The sequence below is a fragment of the Marinomonas sp. BSi20584 genome (genome assembly GCF_002792415.1).
Classification (GTDB): domain Bacteria; phylum Pseudomonadota; class Gammaproteobacteria; order Pseudomonadales; family Marinomonadaceae; genus Marinomonas; species Marinomonas polaris.
Map to the genome: position 1 here is coordinate 14,119 of NZ_KZ454886.1, position 19,225 is coordinate 33,343.

General features: G+C 44.3%; 15 protein-coding genes and 1 CRISPR repeat array (1 of these 16 cut by a window edge). Of the genes, 14 read left to right on the forward strand and 1 reads right to left on the reverse strand.

Annotation, left to right across the window (positions count from 1 at the left end; translation table 11 throughout):
- The first annotated feature begins 6 nt into the window (after positions 1-6).
- From TY87_RS15990 to TY87_RS16005, 4 genes are all read left to right on the forward strand, one after another.
- On the forward strand, positions 7-477 hold the full coding sequence (locus tag TY87_RS15990) for a DUF1249 domain-containing protein (RefSeq protein WP_232617158.1): 471 nt from the start codon (positions 7-9) through the stop codon (positions 475-477).
- 50 nt (positions 478-527) lie between these two features.
- Entirely contained in the window at positions 528-1,109 is a 582-nt protein-coding gene (locus tag TY87_RS15995) for a YqiA/YcfP family alpha/beta fold hydrolase (protein ID WP_100187834.1), read from the forward strand.
- 132 nt (positions 1,110-1,241) lie between these two features.
- Complete coding sequence (gene parE / locus TY87_RS16000; RefSeq protein WP_072841122.1) at positions 1,242-3,140, forward strand: DNA topoisomerase IV subunit B; 1,899 nt, start codon at positions 1,242-1,244, stop codon at positions 3,138-3,140.
- A 73-nt stretch (positions 3,141-3,213) separates the two neighbouring features.
- Positions 3,214-3,828 (forward strand): UPF0149 family protein, encoded by a 615-nt coding sequence (locus tag TY87_RS16005; protein WP_072841121.1) that lies wholly within the window; start codon positions 3,214-3,216, stop codon positions 3,826-3,828.
- 147 nt (positions 3,829-3,975) lie between these two features.
- Here TY87_RS16005 and TY87_RS16010 read toward each other — a convergent pair whose 3' ends face one another.
- On the reverse strand, positions 3,976-5,172 hold the full coding sequence (locus tag TY87_RS16010; RefSeq protein ID WP_100187835.1) for an amino acid aminotransferase: 1,197 nt from the start codon (positions 5,170-5,172) through the stop codon (positions 3,976-3,978).
- A 179-nt stretch (positions 5,173-5,351) separates the two neighbouring features.
- On the opposite strand from TY87_RS16010, the gene TY87_RS16015 reads away from it, so the two are divergent.
- From TY87_RS16015 to cas6f, 10 genes are all read left to right on the forward strand, one after another.
- Positions 5,352-6,539, forward strand: coding sequence for a methyltransferase (locus TY87_RS16015; RefSeq protein ID WP_232617159.1), 1,188 nt, complete (start codon positions 5,352-5,354; stop codon positions 6,537-6,539).
- A gap of 167 nt (positions 6,540-6,706) precedes the next feature.
- Positions 6,707-7,741 carry a virulence RhuM family protein gene (locus tag TY87_RS16020; protein WP_100187837.1) on the forward strand — a complete coding sequence of 345 codons (1,035 nt, stop codon included), beginning with the start codon at positions 6,707-6,709 and terminating at the stop codon, positions 7,739-7,741.
- Between the two features lie 140 nt (positions 7,742-7,881).
- On the forward strand, positions 7,882-8,709 hold the full coding sequence (locus tag TY87_RS16025) for a BrxR family helix-turn-helix transcriptional regulator (RefSeq protein ID WP_100187838.1): 828 nt from the start codon (positions 7,882-7,884) through the stop codon (positions 8,707-8,709).
- Positions 8,710-8,846: 137 nt separating this feature from the next.
- Positions 8,847-9,689, forward strand: coding sequence for a BRO-N domain-containing protein (locus tag TY87_RS16030; RefSeq protein WP_198432116.1), 843 nt, complete (start codon positions 8,847-8,849; stop codon positions 9,687-9,689).
- 220 nt (positions 9,690-9,909) lie between these two features.
- Entirely contained in the window at positions 9,910-10,884 is a 975-nt protein-coding gene (cas1f, locus tag TY87_RS16035; RefSeq protein ID WP_100187840.1) for a type I-F CRISPR-associated endonuclease Cas1f, read from the forward strand.
- Positions 10,881-14,222, forward strand: coding sequence for a type I-F CRISPR-associated helicase Cas3f (cas3f, locus tag TY87_RS16040; protein ID WP_100187841.1), 3,342 nt, complete (start codon positions 10,881-10,883; stop codon positions 14,220-14,222). Before cas1f ends, cas3f begins: the two co-directional genes overlap by 4 nt.
- Before the next feature lie 15 nt (positions 14,223-14,237).
- Positions 14,238-15,575: a type I-F CRISPR-associated protein Csy1 gene (gene csy1 / locus TY87_RS16045; RefSeq protein ID WP_100187842.1), complete on the forward strand. Its 1,338-nt coding sequence runs from the start codon at positions 14,238-14,240 to the stop codon at positions 15,573-15,575.
- Entirely contained in the window at positions 15,575-16,528 is a 954-nt protein-coding gene (gene csy2, locus TY87_RS16050; RefSeq protein ID WP_100187843.1) for a type I-F CRISPR-associated protein Csy2, read from the forward strand. The genes csy1 and csy2 overlap by 1 nt, the downstream gene beginning before the upstream one ends.
- 1 nt (position 16,529) lies before the next feature.
- Positions 16,530-17,534, forward strand: coding sequence for a type I-F CRISPR-associated protein Csy3 (gene csy3, locus TY87_RS16055; protein WP_100187844.1), 1,005 nt, complete (start codon positions 16,530-16,532; stop codon positions 17,532-17,534).
- A gap of 12 nt (positions 17,535-17,546) precedes the next feature.
- Positions 17,547-18,107, forward strand: coding sequence for a type I-F CRISPR-associated endoribonuclease Cas6/Csy4 (gene cas6f / locus TY87_RS16060; RefSeq protein ID WP_100187845.1), 561 nt, complete (start codon positions 17,547-17,549; stop codon positions 18,105-18,107).
- A gap of 130 nt (positions 18,108-18,237) precedes the next feature.
- Positions 18,238-19,225: a CRISPR direct-repeat array (repeat unit 28 nt; unit sequence CTTCACCGCCGAATAGGCGGCTTAGAAA) (it continues 3,183 nt past the right edge of the window).

The following is a 19,225-nucleotide window of genomic DNA, read 5'->3' on the forward strand; positions in this document are numbered from 1 at the left end:
GATACTATGAAGACACAGAAAACATCGAAACAATATGTACCAGATTTGGTGAGTTTACAGCTGCTCGGCGAGTTGAATTACCGTCGTTTAGGGAAACTCATGCGCGGTCAAGAAGAGATGGATTCTTGGAACTTTTCTGTTCATAGTGCAGGCGACCAAGAGAGTCGTTTATGTTTGACGCTTGGCAAAGAAAGTCGTTTCACCTCTGAAATTGCATTAGAGTTTGGCCCTGAAATCCCTAAGAAACTACTATTCAAGACAACACTATCTATGACGGTGCGCTTGTATCATGATGTTGGTATTGCTGAGATTACTGATGGTCATAGACAATACAGTGGTACATACCCATATCCAAATGATGCGATGCTGCATCGAGACGAGAAATTTCGTTTAAACCAACAACTGGCTGATTTATTAGAGCTGTGTTTGAAGCATGGTCATAGATTGAATAACACCTTGTCTTTTCAGTTTGCCTGATCCTGACTTTAACCTTCGTAACTTAACCTAAGTAAAAAGACGAGATCCCTTTGACTGCTCTACTGTATATTCATGGTTTTAACAGCTCGGAACGTTCCCATAAGGCTACTGTGTTAGGGGATGCTGCGAAAAAAATGGGCTTGAGAGATGCTGTTATTTCTCCACGTTTGTCTTGGCAACCAGCGCAAGCTATTAAACAGTTGGAAGCGATAATTGAAGCCAATCAGCATCAGGGCATTACGTTAATCGGTAGTTCTCTTGGTGGATTTTATGCCGCGTATCTTGCCGAAAAATATCGTTTGAAGGCTATTTTGGTGAATCCTGCGGTGCAAGCTCCTGTATTGTTGCAAGATTTTCTGGGGCTACAGCTTAACCCTTATACCAATGAAGAATACGAATTAACTCAAGTGCATATGGTAGAGCTTGAGCAATTGGTAGTTACAGAACCGACAGCGGATTTGTATTGGCTGATGATTCAAGAAGGTGATGAAGTGCTGGACTATAAAGAAGCACTTAAAGCCTTTCCCAAAACAGCACGACTTACTCATGAAGAAAAAGGCGACCATAGTTTTACTGAATTTGAACGGTTTTCCGCAGAAATCCTTCGTTTTGCTGAAATATTAACCGAGTAAACTACTGCTTTTGTTGGACTATTTCACACTAAGTAAAACCAGTGATAGACTCTAGCCAATCTAATTTACACTCGTACGCGCTGTAGTATTTTGACGCTATGACGCACGATCAACTTGGAAGTAAAAACACGCATGTCTGCAAAAGAATATAACGCCGGATCGATAGAAGTTCTTAGTGGCTTAGAACCTGTACAAAAACGCCCAGGAATGTATACGGACACCTCACGGCCTAACCATCTAGGACAAGAAGTTATCGATAACTCCGTCGATGAAGCCTTGGCCGGTCATGCAGATCGCATTGAAGTCATCTTATACAAAGACGGTTCATTGAGCGTAGAAGATAACGGTCGAGGCATGCCAGTCGATATTCACCCAGAAGAGGGAATATCGGGTGTTGAGTTGATCCTGACTAAGCTTCACGCTGGTGGTAAATTTTCTGGTGATAATTACCAGTTCTCTGGTGGTTTGCACGGTGTAGGTGTATCGGTTGTTAACGCCTTATCTACTTCCTTAGAAGTCTGGGTAAGACGTAATGGCATCCAGTACCACATTGGTTTTGAAAATGGTTTTAAAACCTCAGAACTAAAAGAAGTCGGCACCGTCGGTAAGAAAAACACCGGTACTAAAGTAAAATTCACTGCCGACACCAAATATTTCGATAGCCCTAAGTTTTCCCTTTCTCGTCTAAAACATTTACTGAAAGCCAAAGCGGTACTTTGTTCAGGTCTTCATGTTGTTTTTATTGATCAAAGTGGCAGCGAAGAAGCTCGTGAAGAATGGTTTTATCAGGATGGCTTAAAAGATTACTTGGCGCAGGCCAATGACGGTTTTGTATTGCTTCCAGATGAGCCTTTCATTGGCGGTTTGACAGAAAAAACGCAAGGGGTAGATTGGGCAGTACAGTGGTTGCCTGAAGGTGGTGAGTTGGTAACAGAAAGTTATGTCAACTTGATCCCAACAGCGCAGGGCGGTACTCACGTTAACGGTTTACGAACTGGTTTGTTAGAAGCCATGCGTGAGTTTTGTGATTTCCATAGCCTGTTACCGCGAGGCATTAAGTTAACTGCGGAAGACGTTTGGGATCGTTGCAGCTACGTATTGTCGGCCAAAATTCAAGAACCACAATTTTCAGGTCAAACCAAAGAGCGCTTATCGTCTCGTCAAATCGTTGCGTTTATTTCCGCGACGGTAAAAGACTCATTTAGCCTTTGGTTGAACTCACATGTTGAAGACGGTAAAAAAATCGCCGACATCGTGATTAATAGCGCGCAAAAACGTCTAAAAGACAGTAAAAAAGTTGTGCGTAAACGAGTTACCCAAGGCCCAGCATTACCCGGTAAATTGGCAGATTGTTCTGGACAAGATTCCTCTCGAAGCGAACTTTTCCTCGTGGAAGGGGATTCTGCGGGTGGTTCTGCTAAACAAGCTCGCGAGAAAGACTTCCAAGCTATTTTGCCACTACGCGGTAAAATCTTAAATACTTGGGAAGTCGATTCTAACCAAGTTCTTGCCTCCCAAGAAATTCATGATATGTCCGTAGCGATTGGTGTCGATCCTGGTGAAGACGATCTAAGTGGTCTACGTTACGGAAAAATCTGTATTCTGGCCGATGCCGACTCGGATGGGTTGCATATCGCAACGCTGATTTGCGCCTTGTTTGTGCGTCACTTTCCGGCCTTGGTCAACGGCGGTCATGTATTTGTTGCTATGCCGCCTTTGTATCGAATCGACATCGGTAAAGAAGTTTACTACGCTCTAGATGACGAAGAAAAAGACATCACCTTGCACAAGATTGCTGCTGAAAACAAACGTGGTACGCCAAACGTACAACGGTTCAAAGGCTTGGGTGAGATGAATCCATCACAACTACGCGAAACCACCATGGCGCCAGACACGCGCCGCTTAATCCAGCTAACCATGGAAGATAAGCCGGATACTGATGAGCTTCTAGACAAACTGTTGTCGAAAAAACGTGCAGGGGATCGTAAAAACTGGCTAGAAACCTACGGTAACTTGGCGATCGTTGATTGATAGAACAACGGCTATCGCTTTTGCCCAAGCAAGCTAAAATATATGCATAGCTCAACTAAATGGAAACGAATGAATGTCTGAAGAAAAAGACGATGATGTCATCAGCGAAGAAGTCCTTTACGAAAAAATAGATCACTATTTATTGACATTCGGGACAGATCGCTCACTGATGTGTGTATCGGAGTTAGATGGCTTTTTAACGGCGTTGGGTTGCTCTGTACAAGAGTTAGAACCAGATGTTTGGCTAAACGCTATTTGGGGCGCGGACGAAGATCAGCCTGTTTGGGAGTCAACCGAACAAGAGGATGAATTTCTGAGCCTTGTGCTTATCATGTATATGGAAACTATGAATAGCTTGTTGTTTGGGGATTTTTATCCAGTGTATCTAGAGCAAGAAGTTGATGGTGAATACACTTTATTAGTTGAAGAATGGTGTGTTGGCTTTATTCGTGGCGCCAAACTGATCGGTTTAGGGATCGGTGGTGATCGAGAGTTTTTCGATGAAGTCCTAGCGCCAGTGCGTTTATTTGGCACTGAAGCGGGTTGGGACAAGCTTGAAACTATGGTGACGGCAGAGGTTACTTTCTGGAGAGAAACCTTAGAGCCTTCGATATTGCGCTTGGTACAGCATTATCACCCTGAAATGCAAACCGGTACAAAAAACAAAGAAACTCGCGTTCTGCATTAAGTTTTTCATCACTTAGGCAAATTGCTTTATTAGGTGCGTTTTATCTAAAAGCAGCAATAAAAAACCGTGATCTGGTTAGATCACGGTTTTTTGTTTTAGAGCTGTGTTTTAAAAGCAATGATGTTTAAAAAGAGATATCTTTTTAAATTAACCAACAACTTTTGCAATGCTTTCGCACAAATAATCTATGTTATTATCACTTACACCGGCAATGCTCATACGGCCAGTGTCGGCAATGTAAATCGCGTATTCGCTGCGTAATGTACGAACTTGCTCTAGCGTTAAACCAGAGTAAGAGAACATGCCGCGCTGATCCTTGATGAAGCTAAAGTCTTTGCTCACGCCAGACGCAGCCAATTTAACTACTAGCTTTTCACGCAAACCGTTAATACGATCTCGCATAGCAGCAACTTCTAAAATCCACTCAGCTTTTAGTTCTGGGTTGCTCATGATGGTATAAACTACTGCCGCACCGTGAGCAGGAGGCATAGAGTAGTTCGCACGAATAGCTTGACCAATAATAGAGAATGCAGCATTGGCTTCATCAGCAGACGCAGCAATAACGCTCAAACCACCACAACGTTCACGGTAAATGCCGAAGTTTTTCGAGAAAGAGTTTGCGATCAGCATATCTTGAACATTGGCAGCCATATAACGCAAGCCAGCTAAATCTTCATCTAAACCGTCGCCAAAACCTTGGTATGCCGCATCGACCAATGGCAACAAACCGCGTTTGTTAACGAAATCGGTTAGGACTTTCCAGTGATCGAATTGCAAGTCGATACCTGTTGGGTTGTGGCAGCAAGCATGAAGCAACAACACATCACCTTCTTTTACTTCGGCTTCTAGCTTCGCCATCATGTCATCAAAACGTAGGCCATTTGTCGCTGGATCGTAATATGGGTAGTCTTTTACTTCTACGCCAGCAGAGTCAAAAATAGACTTGTGGTTACCCCAAGTTGGATCACTTACCCAAAGGCGAGCACCTTTTAAGTTTGCGCTGATAAAATCCGCTGCAACTTTTAATGCGCCTGTACCGCCAGGTGTTTGTGTAGAGCGAATACGACCAGAAGTGATCAGTTCATTGCCTTCGCCTAAAATCAAATCTTTGATAATGGCTTCAAACTCGGTAGCACCGTAAATACCTAGATAGCTTTTAGAGTCTTCTTGTTCAAGCAAAATAGATTCGGCTTTTTTTACCGTATTTAAAATCGGTGTATGGCCATTATCGTCTTTATAAACACCTACACCCAAATCGATTTTTTTCGGATTTGGATCTTGTTTGTGAGCCATAATAAGAGCTAAAAGAGGGTCGCCTGAAACGGCTTTAAGATGCTTGAACATGATAGTTACGGGGTCCTTATTTTATGTCACAGGAAAATCGCTGTGAATATAATCGTTGCGTGAATAGCCTCTTCATTTTGCCGTTTTTATGACAAAATACAATGCAAGCGAGAGGGAAATTTCCTCAATACTGTAAAGAAAAAAAGACACCTAGTTTTTCCTCCCCGACGAGCCAGTTTATGACCTCTTTCCAACAGCGTTTTCAATCACTTGATACTTGGCTAAAAACGCATACTCAACTCTGGCAATTTGATACCTTTGCTCGGCTTGATAACCCTTGGAAAAATACCTATCCAGAGTTATCGGCTCTTTTAGAGCAAGATAGTTTAGAAAAGGAAAACGAGAGTTTCTACGCGGAAGTGTTTCGACTCTGCCCAGACCTACAAGCCGCGCTTAATTTTTCAAAGTCTGATTTACTTGATAAATCACCGCAGCGAACACTTACTAATAATGTGCCAAATTATGTCTCAGCAGGAATAAAGGGCCGTAAATGGTCTCAAATCCAAGCCTTTGTAGCACACACACCAAAAGCCAATAGCTATGTGGAATGGTGCGCGGGAAAAGGCCACTTGGGCAAATTATTAGCCTTTCAAGATAACAAACCAATCCACAGCCTCGAATGGCAAAAGACGTTGTGCGAAGCGGGCGAACAAGAAGCCAAGCGACTAAAACTTCCGCAGACCTTCACTCATGCCGATGTGCTAAAAGGCGAAGGGCGACCCGCGTTAGCAAACGCTCACAGTGCCGTCGCGCTCCATGCCTGTGGAGATTTACATCGTGAACTGATCGAACAGGCTGTTGACGCGAACACTGCAATGCTTTGTATTTCCCCTTGCTGTTATCACCTGACGCAAGCAAGCTACTATCAGCCATTATCACAAACTGCCCAACAATCGGCACTGACTCTGCGCCAAGCCGACCTTAAACTTGCCGTCAAAGAAGTCGCCACCGCTGGTGCACGTGAGCAACGCCTCAAACAACTGGAACTCACTTACCGCCTCGGCTTCGACGCATGGCAACGCCACGCCCGCCAGCAAGACGACTACCTCCCCGTTCCCTCTATTCAAAAAGCCTTACTCAACCAAAGCTTCGATGCCTTTTGCCATTGGGCCGCTGAGCAAAAAGGACTAACGGACTTAACCTCTAAAATCTCTTTTGAAAACTTCGAAAGCGTCGGAGAAGCTCGCTATCAACAAATTCAAAAACTCGAAGCCATCAGCCAACTTTTTCGCCCTGCACTGGAATACTGGCTCGTCCTCGACCGCGCCATGTACCTAGAAGAAAACGGCTATCAAGTCGAGATAGGAAAATTCTGTGAGAAAAGCCTAACCCCAAGGAACTGGATGATTAGGGCAGAGCGAACGTAGAGGCGTGTTTGGGACATTAGCTAATGGTTAGCAGTACAGTGTAAGAGGCTTTTGTACTACTATAGCGGATAGTGTTTAGTGTGGTACTTTCTTTTAGAATTGTGCTGTATGTACCGTCAACTAACATGCATGGATGCAGATAAAATTAACCATTGGGAGAGGGTGTTATGACCAAAAATACGCGACTTAGTTTACAAGATCAAACCTCAGAATTTTTACTTTATACCGCCCCGAATGGAGAGGTAAAAGTAGAAGTATTGCTCAGTGGTGAAACCATTTGGCTTACGCAAAAGCGAATAGCGGAGTTGTTTGGTGTGGGAGTACCTGCGATTTCAAAGCATTTAGATAATATCTACGATTCTGGCGAATTGCAGCGTGACGCAACTCTTTCCTTTTTGGAAACGGTTCAACAAGAAGGTAAAAGAGAGGTTAAGCGCAAGCTTGAATACTACAACTTAGATGCTGTGATTTCGGTCGGCTATCGAGTTAACTCGACGCAAGCAACCCAATTTCGTATCTGGGCGACTCAACTGATTAAAGATTACATCATCAAAGGCTTTGCTATGGATGATGAGCGACTTAAAAATGGTCGCTTCTTTGGCAAAGATTACTTTAACGAGTTGCTAGAGCGTGTTCGCTCTATTCGCGCCAGTGAGCGACGTGTTTATCAGCAAATAACCGATATTTTTGCTGAATGCAGTATTGATTACGACCCTCGTTCAGAAACAACGCACTTGTTCTATGCTCATGTGCAAGACAAGTTTCATTTTGCCATCACAGGACATACAGCAGCAGAAATTATTTCACTAAAAGCCGATGCTAAACAACCTTTAATGGGTATGACAACTTATAAAAACGCCCCTTCAGGTCGCGTGCTAAAATCCGATACAACCATCGCGAAAAATTACCTAAGTGAAGACGAAATCAAAAAATTAGAGCGCACGGTGTCAGCCTTTTTTGACTACATTGAAGGCATCATTGAGCGCCGCAATACATTTACCATGGAAGCCTTTGCGGAAAGCGTTAATAAATTTTTAGCCTTCAATGAATATCAAGTGCTAGAAGGCTACGGCCAAATATCGCGTCAAGCTGCAGAGCAAAAAGCTCATACTGAGTATGAACAATTCAATAAACAGCAAAAAATAGAATCAGACTTTGATCGTGAAGTGAATAAATTACTTCGCAATAAGAAGAGAACGTAGGTAAATCTTCATAGGCAGAGCGCTAATCAATAAACAAACACATTTATTGATCTGACGACAAAAAACGCCACAATTGTGGTTTGGTTATCTCAGAAAACTGCGTTACATTGCTAGGCCACAAAGTGTAAAGGAATGGTCAGATGGAGTTGGTGCAGCGCTATTGGATGTTAGAATTGATCGCCTTTTGGGAAGGGCAAATAAATACAAAACCATTAATGAAAGCTTTGGGCCTCACGCGGCAAAGTGTCAGTCAGCTGCTTAAACAATATCAGACCGATTTCCCAAACTCGTTAGATTATGATGCCAAACGAAAAGCCTACCAAATAACAGACCATTTCAAACCGCACTATATTGACCAAACCGTGGATGAATACTTTGATTGGTTAAACTACGGCAAAATTCCCACCTTTTCCAATGCGGCCAAAGACGCCACCCAACACAGAATACAAGCCCTAGCGCGCTTCGTCTCGCCACAAGTCATGCGGCCGTTATTAAAAGCCGTTAAAGACAAAACCGCCGTAGATTGTGAATATTTATCCGTTTCCAGCAGCGACCCGCAAGGTCGACTGATTTACCCGCATTCCTTTGTGAAAACCGCAGGGCGCTGGCACGTTCGCGCTTACTGCGACATGCGACAACAGTATCTCGATTTTGTCTTGAGTCGCTTTCAGCACGTAGACTACGACGGCAAAACCAGCGAACACCCAGAACAACAAGACGCACTGTGGAACACTCAAGTAACCCTCATTCTAGCCCCCGATTCCCGCCTTACTGAAAAACAAAAACGCGTACTGGAAAACGACTACGGCATGAGCAACGGGCAGCTTCACATCACCACCCGCGCCGCTCTTGTTAAATACACCCTAGACGACTTACAGATCAAAACCAAAATGCTCGAAGCCAATCCGCAAGCTCAGCAACTGGTATGTGTTAACTACGCCGACATAAAACAATGGTTATTTGACTGATAAACACCGTCAAATATGGACACAGGGGCAGACAATGAAACCCTTCTCACCATCTAGTTAAAAAGACCAAAGTATGATTATGTTTAATTTTTATCAGATCAAACTAACATTAAGGAGTGATGTTAATGAAAAATGATATGACCCTATTTGAAGATTATCAAATTCGCCGCGTTTATGATGAAGAGGCCGAAATCTGGTGGTTTTCGGTAATTGATATTATACAAGTGTTGACTCAACAGGCTGATTATCAAACCGCAAGGAAATATTGGAACAAACTAAAACAACGACTTACTAAGGAGGGAAGTCAGTCGGTGACAGATTGTCACCGACTGAAACTTCCTGCAGCGGATGGCAAAAACTACCTGACCGATGTTGCTACCGCTGAAACCTTGTTGCGCCTAGTGCAATCTGTACCCAGTCCCAAGGCTGAGCCTATAAAGCTTTGGTTGGCTAAGGTGGGTTACGAACGCATGCAAGAAATGGCAGACCCTTCCCGCTCGCTTGACCGAGCTCGGGAGACTTGGCAAAAACATGGCCGCAGTGAAAAATGGATCCAGCAGCGTATGACAGGGCAGGAGACCCGCAATAAATTAACCGATTATTGGGCTGATCACGATATCAAACAAGGTGAAGAGTTTGCCATTCTCACCAATATTATTCACCAAGAATGGGCAGATACCAGTATCAAGGCGCATAAAAACCTTAAAGGTCTGAAAAGCCAGAATCTGCGTGATCACATGAGTGAGGCGGAGTTAATTTTTACTGCTCTTGCAGAATTATCCACTCGACAGATTGCCGAAACCGAAGAGGCCACAGGGATGGATGAAAACAAAACTGCAGCCCTAGCGGGTGGCTCTATTGCCAAAAATGCCCGAAAGGATCTGGAAGCTAAAACAGGAAAAAAGGTGATTACCTCCGATAACTACCTGCCACCTTCAAAAAATAAACGCATTAAGAAAGATGACGGTGACACAGAGTAATGACCACTTTTGTCAGTCAACCCTCAAGCCCAGCAACTGGTGTGTGTTAACTATACCGACATAAAACAATGGTTATTTGACTGATAAACATCAATTAACACTGACATAAGGCAAAACCTGTCAAATGACTTTACCTGTGCAAAATGACAGCATTGTGAGACATGAAAAAGCAAGGCACAGTGGATACAAGGCAGGCAACTAGAACGAGAAGGGACAAGCAATGGAACAGTTCTCACCATCGGACATGAAAACCATATTGCACTCCAAACGAGCCAATATGTACTACCTTGAATATTGTCGTATTTTGGTCAAGGATGGCCGAGTAGAATATGTCACCGACGAAGGGAAGCAATCTCTTTATTGGAATATTCCCATTGCTAACACGACTTGTTTGTTGTTGGGAAATGGCACATCTATAACACAGGCAGCCGTTCGAGAATTGGCAAAATCAGGTGTATTGATTGGTTTTTGTGGAGGTGGTGGCGCGCCATTGTTCTCGACTAATGAAGTTGATTTTGATGTGTCATTTTTCAGTCCCCAAAGTGAGTATCGCCCCGTTGAATATCTTCAATCTTGGGTGTCGTTTTGGTTTGATGAAGAGAAGCGCTTAGAAGCCGCTAAGCAAATTCAGGCTCTTCGTATCGAATACACAAGACAGCAGTGGACGAACAATTCTGCTTTGAAAGACGCTGGCATTGTGATCAGTGTGGCCGATTTAAATAAAGCGTTAGACAGTTTTGAGCAAGCTGTTCGCAAAGTGTCTTATACTCAAGAACTTATGCTCGCCGAAGCTAGACTAACCAAAACACTCTACAAAATTATTTGTGCCGTCACTGGATATAATGATTTTAAACGTGTGAAACAGGGGGCGGGGGTTGATCTCGCTAACCGCTTTTTGGATCATGGTAATTATCTCGCTTATGGCTTAGGTGCTACGGCGACTTGGGTATTAGGTTTACCTCATGGATTGTCTGTGTTGCATGGTAAAACTCGTCGTGGTGGATTGGTGTTTGATGCTGCCGATTTAATAAAAGATGGCATCATTCTTCCGCAAGCTTTTATTAGTGCGATGAATGGCGATACTGAGCAAGAATTTCGTCAAGCCTGTATTACCAATATTCGTCGATACGAAGCCCTCGATTATATGATCGATAGCCTCAAGCAAATTAGTGAAACGCTTGGGGAAAAGAAATGAACATCCTTCTAGTCTCCCAATGCTCTAAAAAAGCCTTAAAAGAAACTCGCCGAGTCATCGATCAGTTTGCAGAGCGAACGGGAGATCGAACATGGCAAACCGCCATAACGGAGCAAGGCTTAGCCACGTTACGTAAATTACTCAAAAAGACCGCGCGTAGAAACACTTCCGTGGCATGCCATTGGATTCGGGGTCGTAACCGAACCGAATTGAAATGGTTGGTGGGTAATCCGCGTCGTTTTAACGAATGGGGTAGTGTGCCGACGAACGTAACGGGTCGAGATATCTTGCGCTCAGGCGATGAAAATACGTGGCAAACCGCAGAAGATATTCGCGTGTTGGCTGGGATTGCAGCACTGTTTCATGATTTTGGTAAAGCCAATAAAGCTTTTCAAGACAAGCTAAATCCGAAAAAGAAAACGCAAAGCTACGAACCTTATCGTCATGAATGGGTGTCAGTGCGACTATTTGAAGCCTTCGTGTTGCACGCGATAGAAGGTGTTGATAAGGGGAAGCAAGACGCCGCATGGCTCACATTGTTAAGTGACCTACCAGACAATATTGAAGGTAGCGTTATGGCGCGCCTTACAAAAGATGGGCTAGATATCAAAGTCTCTTCACCATATGTGGCGTTGCCACCTGTTGCGAAAGCCGTTGCTTGGTTAATTCTTTCCCATCATAAATTGCTAGAGCCTTTAGGTGACAATACTGATTATGTGAAGTATCCAGAATTATTGATGGATAGCTATGTAAGGGCGGCATGGAACTCACCTCAATGTGACAATAAAGAGTGGAAGCCTTCAGAGATAGCTGCAGTCTGGAATTTTGAAAAGGGCTCACCATTTTGCAGTAAAGTCTGGCGTGAGCGAATTAGCCGTATTGCATCGCAAGGTGCTAAACGTACACAGCTACTGGCTCAAGACTGGCTCAATCAGCCTTTTTCCTTGCATCTCGCTCGTTTGAGTTTGATGTTAGGTGATCATTATTATTCTTCACAAAAGTCCATCGGCCTTAAAAGTCCGTGGCATGACAGCAAGGGTTATAAAGGCGTTTTCGCCAATACATGGCGAGAGCGGGGTAGCCGAGATAATGGAAAGCATAATCAAACTTTAGACGAGCATTTGATAGGTGTGTACCGTCATAGCCATCAAATAGTACGGTCTTTGTCCTCGTTAAAAGAGTCCTTGCCTGTTATTACTCGGCATCCTGAATTGAAGAAACGCACGCTAGACAGTCGTTTCGCTTGGCAAAATAAAGCCTACGAATTAGCGGTCAGCGTGCGAGATAAAGCAAAACAGCATGGTTTTTTTGGGGTGAATGTCGCTTCCACTGGCAAAGGCAAAACCTTTGCCAACGCGCGTATTATGTATGGCCTTGCCGACGACAGAAAAGGATGCCGATTCAGTGTGGCGCTTGGATTGCGAACGTTAACCTTGCAAACAGGAGATGCTTTTAAAGAATTACTGCGATTGGATGACGAAGACCTAGCGGTTCTTATCGGCTCTAAAGCCGTGAAAGATTTGCATGAACAGGCAAAAACCAAGCAAACTCTAGAAGAGGACAGCCAGCAGGAGACGTTGTTGGGTTCAGAATCCGCCAATGATTTTAGCGACCAAGACAGCTACGTCAGTTACGAAGGAATGCTAGGCGATGGGCCGTTATCGCGTTGGTTAGAGCACTCCCCTAAGAATAATAAATTGGTCAATGCACCTGTGTTGGTCAGCACGATTGATCATTTGATACCATCAACCGAGGGCAGTCGAGGAGGCAAACAAATAGCCCCCATGCTGCGTTTGCTGACCTCTGATCTAGTGCTCGATGAACCTGATGACTTTGGTTTGGAGGATTTACCTGCTCTGTGTCGCTTGGTGAACTGGGCCGGTATGTTAGGGTCGAATGTATTACTTTCATCGGCGACGTTGCCACCCGATTTGATCAATGCTTTGTTTGATGCTTATCTTGCTGGCCGTAAGCAATATGAAGCATCGGTAAAAATAAATCCAAGTCAAACACCCAATGTTGTGTGTGCTTGGTTTGATGAATTTCGCAGTGATTCCATTCAGGCCAGCGAATGCTCTGCGTTTTCTGAGCATCATCAACAACTCATGATAAAACGTGCCGAAAAATTGCTCGAGCAACCTGTCAAGCGTCGTGTCGAGTTGATTGAGTGTAATAGCGAAGCAAATGGGTCTAGTGCTATCTACACCGTCGCTCAGTGTGTTCATCAAAGTATCTTGGCACTCCACAATGTGCATCATCATAGCCATCCGACCTTGCCCCCTAAAGCCAGTTTTGGCCTTGTGCGTATGGCCAATATCATTCCGTTAGTAGCGGTGGCTAAAGCCTTAATGAATACACCAAGCCCTAAAGGTATTCAGATTCATTATTGTGTTTATCACAGTCAGTTTCTTTTACTGCAACGCTCTTCTATTGAGCAAATGCTGGACACAGTATTAAATCGCAAAGACCCGAATGCCATTTGGCATCAGCCAAGTATTCGCGCTGCGTTGCAAGCTCATCCAAATGATCAGCATATTTTTGTGGTACTGGGTAGTCCAGTGACCGAAGTGGGAAGGGATCACTCCTACGATTGGGCCATAGTGGAACCATCGTCGATTCGTTCTTTAATTCAGCTAGCGGGACGAGTGTTGCGCCACTCAAATGCGACGGTGGAAGCGTCGAACATTCATTTGCTGGATCAAAATGTGCGAGCTATGAAAAATGAAAAAGCCGCCTACGCAAAACCAGGCTTTGAAGGCGGTGCGTTTTTGTTAGACAGTCATAAGCTGCAAGACTTATTAGAGACAAATGAATATCAAACGATTAATGCTTTACCGCGAATTCAAAAACGTGATTCGTTAACGCCAACCAAGCGCTTTGTGGATTTAGAGCACGCGGCTCTGCATTCCCAGCTGTGGGGCAAGGGCAAAGAAAACGGTGAAGCCTTTGCCAGCTTATGGTGGAACAAACCCTGTCATTGGACGAACCATTTACAACGCAAGTTGCCATTTCGTCGCCATACACCAGATGAATCCTATTGCTTCTATCTAGAGGAAGAATACGACGAACCCACTATGCATCGCTGGCATGACAATGGTGAATTAAAAGCCGATGACAAACAAAGTTTTCAGCGTAACCAAAAGCATACATTCGCCATTGGCGTTCATAACTGGGTAAAAGACTTTGATTATCAAAGTGCATTAATCGATTTAGCGGAAAAGCTTAATCTAGAGCTTAGTGACGCATCTATACAATTTGGCACGATTAGACTGCGAAAGAGTGGCGAAAATGACGTGTGGCAACAGAGTGCTGTGTTAGGTTTTTATAAAAATATTTAACAAAAGGAAGAGGATATGACGTTGGAAGAAATATCGTTATCCGACAAGATCCGCGATTACATCGACAGTCGCAAGCAGGATCGGCTAGACAAGTTCGATAAAGACACACAAAAAGGCGTGCTAGCGGCATCGGTAGAAAATGTCGCGGCATATGAAATGGAGCGGGCCGCTTTACGAGTCAGTGAAGAAGACCGTTTTAAACCAGCGAACTGGCTGAGTGACGCGGCAAGTCGTGCGAAGCAATTGCAGCTCGTTACACATGCGCTGAAATTCACGCATTCCGACGCCAAAGGGACGAGTCTGTTTGCGAATACAAGCGCACAATCAGAGTCGCCGTTTGTTTCCACGTCTATCTTAGAAAGTCCAAAGATTGATGTGGTTGGCAATGCGGCTGCGTTGGATGTGGGTAAGCTACTTTTGCTTGAACAGGACGATGGCAAATTGCTGGTGAACTTTATTCAGCAAGAGGATATGTCTCCTTTTGAATCGTTCGCAGAATCCAAAGCGCAATTGATTGAGTGGTTGGCAGGGTTTAAGTTAGCAGTGACCGCCAAAGACCCAAGTTCTCATAAATTAGCAAAGCAGCTTTATTGGCCTATTAACGGTGATTACCACCTGCTTTTACCACTTTATGCTACCTCGCTTTCCCAAGAGATCTTTGAACGTTTACAACATGCGCGTTTCTCAGAAGAGCAAAAAGAAGCTCGGGCAGCACGTCGAAGCGAAAAAGAGTCAGAACTTATCACTATTGAATTTCCCGATGTTGCAGTGCAAGCGTTTGGTGGAACAAAACCACAAAATATTAGCCAACTGAACTCTGGTCGCGGAGGGCGCTCTTTCTTACTAAACAGTGCTCCGCCAACATGGCAAAGCCAAGAAAAACCACCGTTAAAAGTGAAGTCCATTTTTCGTGGGCCGTTTTCTCGCAAGGTTTATGGGCATCTTATTGGATTGAAGACGTTCTTAGTCGCCAATTTGAATAAGCGTAGTGTTTGGGAAACGCGGGCGGAAAGAGCACGTCGTATCGATGACATTGTCGATCAGCTGGTGGCTTATGGGGCTAGTGTTCGGTCTTTTCCTGCGGGTTGGTCTTCTCATCCAGATTGTCATTTGCCACTTCATCAAAAGCTTTGGCTAGATCCGAATCGACGAGCCTTCGATAAGGAGTTTGAAGACGAATTTGATAAAAAAGAGTGGCAAGGTTTAGTCGCTGCCGATTTCGCTCGTTTCTTAAATGCAGAGCTAGAGAAAAACTCCGAGATCGCCACAGGCGATGTTGAGTTTGTGCAGTGGAAAGTGCTCACCGCTCAAGAGCTTAGACTGGTGCAAGACGACGTGAAAGGAGCTTTTTGATGGATAAATTACTGGTCATTAGACACCTTAAAGTGGAAGGAGTGAATGCCATCGCAGGTTTAACGTGGGGCTTCCCTTCCATGACGAGCTTTTTAGGGCTGACTCACGCTCTACAAAGAAAGATACAAGCCAAAGTATCGGAAAAGCTGACGCTTAACGGTTGTGCTGTAATTTGTCATGCCAGTCAAGTGCAGTCTCATAGCAACAACATGAGTCGTGAAAACTATTTCGCCTTAACTCGAAACCCATTAACCAAAGACGGCAGTACGGCACCCTTCAATGAAGAAGGCAAAATGCGTGTGGATGTGTCGCTTTTGATCGAATTATCGGGCCCAACACCGCCAGATATAGAAGAGATGCTTGTCGAGTTCACAGAAGATGCTTTATTGACCTCAAGGGTTGCTGGTGGTGCGGTACAAAGTATCGGTGAAATTGAGCTTATTACAGACATTGGAGCCATGAATCGAGAGCGCACTACTCGAAAATCTTTCCTTCGCAAGTTACTTCCAGGATTCGCTTTAGTGAGTCGTGATGATGTTCTGCAAGATCATATTGAGAAAAGTCAAAAATCGCCTTTGGATGCGTTTTTAGATTTTAGTATCCGAAAAATGTCATCTAAACCAAAAGGCGACAAAGCAGAATGGACGACAGATCGCCTTGATTACACCGGATGGCTCAAGCCTATCATGGTGGGTTATCAAGGTATATCCGATGTCTACGAAGCGGGACAAGTCGAGCATGTTCGAGACCGCTCTTGCCCAGTGCAGTTTGTTGAATCGATTTATTCACTGGGTCAATGGATCAGTCCACATCGAATAGACGATTTGAACCACCTTTTTTGGTATCAAGAACACCAAGCAGACAACGCACTTTATCTTTGTAAAAACGACTTTAAACCAGAAACACCTATCTTATTAAACGACGAAACAAACCAAACCATTGAGGAGAAATAGCATGGCAGCAGTAAAAACCGCATCAGTATTGGCATTCGAACGTAAACTGGCAAACTCAGATGGTTTGTTGTTCGCAGGGAATTGGGCTAAACCTGACGGAGAGTGGAAGCCGATAGCGTTACAAGAAAAATCGGTACGAGGCACTATTTCTAACCGACAAAAAAGCGCTGTTTTGAATGATTCAGCAAAGTTAGACCAAGAAGTGAATAAAGCGAACTTACAAACTGTTGATACAGCGGCTTTACCATTTGACTGTGACACTTTGAAAGTGGTGTACAGTTTGCGAGTATTGGGAGACCTTCCAACGCCCTCTGCATGCAATAGCCCTGATTACCAAGAAGTATTGAGCAGTACTATTAAATCTTATATTGAAGAACAATCTTTTGCTGTGTTGGCGCATCGTTATGCATCCAATATCGCGAGTGGTCGTTTTTTATGGCGCAACCGTGTCGGCGCAGAAGACATTTCTATTCGTGTGACGCAAAAGAATAAAGACGGCAACATCACTTGGGCTTTTAATGGGTATGATTTATCACTACGCGATTTTGATTATCAAAGTGATGATTTAACCGCCTTTGCCAATGAAATTCAAAAGGGACTGACTAGCGATACCTTTACCTATTTCCAAATAGAAGCCTTTGTAAAACTGGGAGAAGGGCAAGAAGTCTTTCCGTCTCAAGAATTGGTATTAGATGGCAATTCCCGTAAGAGTAAAGTCTTGTATGACGTAGATGGCACCGCCGCATTACACTCGCAGAAAATCGGTAACGCTATCCGTACTGTGGACACTTGGTATCAAGGCTCGGAAGAGATAGGCCCAATTTCTGCTGAACCATTTGGCTCTGTTACTAGCCGCGGTAAGGCTTATCGTAGCAACAAAGACGATTTTTATACCTTATTTGATAAGTGGATGGAAAAAGGCCAAGCACCAGAGACAGAACAACAGCATTACGTGATGGCAAATTTGATCCGTGGTGGTGTATTTGGCGGAAAATCTGACGCTTAACAAGGAGTGGTTATGGACTATTATTTGGACATTACCCTATTGGAAGACCCAGAATTTACCAAGACTATCTTGATGAATGCCTTGTTTAGCAAGCTTCATCGCGCCTTGGTGGAAGTGTCTCAAAACGATATTGGCGTAAGTTTTCCAAGCGCAACCAAAAAAAGCCTAGGGGACAAACTCCGTCTACATGGTTCACAAGGTCGTTTAGAAGCACTGGAAGCCTTATCTTGGCGACGTGGTTTAGGGGATTTCACTGTGGTAACTAAGGTTACTCAAGTGCCGAGTACGAACGAGTTTTGTCTTGTTAAACGAGTTCATGTAAAAAGCAATGCTGACCGACTACGTCGCCGAGCAATGAAACGTCATGATCTTTCATATGATGAAGCAGTTGAGCGCATCCCTGACGAAGTTGAAAAACAATTGGCATTGCCTTTTGTCAGAATCAAGAGCCGATCAACAGGGGATCAACAGTTTCCCCTGTTTATCAAACAAACCTTGAGTGGCGCTAAAAAAGACGGAGTGAACTTTTCCAAATACGGATTAAGTTCTATCAGCACCTTACCTTGGTTTTGACCCTTTTTTTTAGACCTAATGCCAAGCCCTTATAAATAAGGGCTTGGCATTTCTTGTTTAAAAAAGGGTATTTTTGCTAAAAAGATACAAAGCTCTTTAACAATCAAATACTTAATGCTAATTTTCTCTACTTCACCGCCGAATAGGCGGCTTAGAAAACACGCGAATTCTTCCACAACCTCTGTGCTTGCTTCACCGCCGAATAGGCGGCTTAGAAAAAACAGTCCATACCCCACTACCTAACTTCGATCTTCACCGCCGAATAGGCGGCTTAGAAATGAGAACATGCCTAAGATGACATTTACAATTGCTTCACCGCCGAATAGGCGGCTTAGAAACAAACCGTGGCGGCCATCGGTCGCCTTGGTTTCTTCACCGCCGAATAGGCGGCTTAGAAAACTGAATGGTTCCACGTATGTGGCATGATCAGCTTCACCGCCGAATAGGCGGCTTAGAAAATGACCCATTGGCTCATGATGAATGAAGTACCCTTCACCGCCGAATAGGCGGCTTAGAAAGCCCACGCTTCAACTTGCTCACACTTGAGCAACTTCACCGCCGAATAGGCGGCTTAGAAAATTGGCCCAACAACCCCGCATTTCTGCATGCGACTTCACCGCCGAATAGGCGGCTTAGAAAATTCGCCGAGGGTTTATGATTCGTTATATTCACTTCACCGCCGAATAGGCGGCTTAGAAAACGTATAAGAATGCCCATGCGAGTTATATATTCTTCACCGCCGAATAGGCGGCTTAGAAAGCAAAAGGTGATGCGGAGTTAGCGCGTAATAAACTTCACCGCCGAATAGGCGGCTTAGAAATTGGCTTTGTTGCTGCTGACATAGACGGCGTACTTCACCGCCGAATAGGCGGCTTAGAAACTGTAAAAGGTGAGACTCAAAGGTTTTCTCTTCTTCACCGCCGAATAGGCGGCTTAGAAATTCTCGCCATGCAGATATTGATGAGGGGGATACTTCACCGCCGAATAGGCGGCTTAGAAAATACTGGGAAACAGAAGGGTACGGAGTCCCGTCTTCACCGCCGAATAGGCGGCTTAGAAATGTGTCGCTTCACGCACTTGGACCGCCTTAAACTTCACCGCCGAATAGGCGGCTTAGA

Excerpts from the sequence above, each read along its gene's own strand:
- cas3f (WP_100187841.1), top strand. The coding sequence starts at position 10,881 with ATGAACATCCTTCTAGTCTCCCAATGCTCTAAAAAAGCCTTAAAAGAA.
- TY87_RS16030 (WP_198432116.1), top strand. The coding sequence starts at position 8,847 with ATGACCCTATTTGAAGATTATCAAATTCGCCGCGTTTATGATGAAGAG.
- csy1 (WP_100187842.1), top strand. The coding sequence starts at position 14,238 with ATGACGTTGGAAGAAATATCGTTATCCGACAAGATCCGCGATTACATC.
- TY87_RS15990 (WP_232617158.1), top strand. The coding sequence starts at position 7 with ATGAAGACACAGAAAACATCGAAACAATATGTACCAGATTTGGTGAGT.
- TY87_RS16010 (WP_100187835.1), bottom strand. The coding sequence starts at position 5,172 with ATGTTCAAGCATCTTAAAGCCGTTTCAGGCGACCCTCTTTTAGCTCTT.
- parE (WP_072841122.1), top strand. The coding sequence starts at position 1,242 with ATGTCTGCAAAAGAATATAACGCCGGATCGATAGAAGTTCTTAGTGGC.
- TY87_RS16005 (WP_072841121.1), top strand. The coding sequence starts at position 3,214 with ATGTCTGAAGAAAAAGACGATGATGTCATCAGCGAAGAAGTCCTTTAC.
- TY87_RS16025 (WP_100187838.1), top strand. The coding sequence starts at position 7,882 with ATGGAGTTGGTGCAGCGCTATTGGATGTTAGAATTGATCGCCTTTTGG.
- csy2 (WP_100187843.1), top strand. The coding sequence starts at position 15,575 with ATGGATAAATTACTGGTCATTAGACACCTTAAAGTGGAAGGAGTGAAT.
- TY87_RS16015 (WP_232617159.1), top strand. The coding sequence starts at position 5,352 with ATGACCTCTTTCCAACAGCGTTTTCAATCACTTGATACTTGGCTAAAA.
- csy3 (WP_100187844.1), top strand. The coding sequence starts at position 16,530 with ATGGCAGCAGTAAAAACCGCATCAGTATTGGCATTCGAACGTAAACTG.
- TY87_RS16020 (WP_100187837.1), top strand. The coding sequence starts at position 6,707 with ATGACCAAAAATACGCGACTTAGTTTACAAGATCAAACCTCAGAATTT.
- cas6f (WP_100187845.1), top strand. The coding sequence starts at position 17,547 with ATGGACTATTATTTGGACATTACCCTATTGGAAGACCCAGAATTTACC.
- cas1f (WP_100187840.1), top strand. The coding sequence starts at position 9,910 with ATGGAACAGTTCTCACCATCGGACATGAAAACCATATTGCACTCCAAA.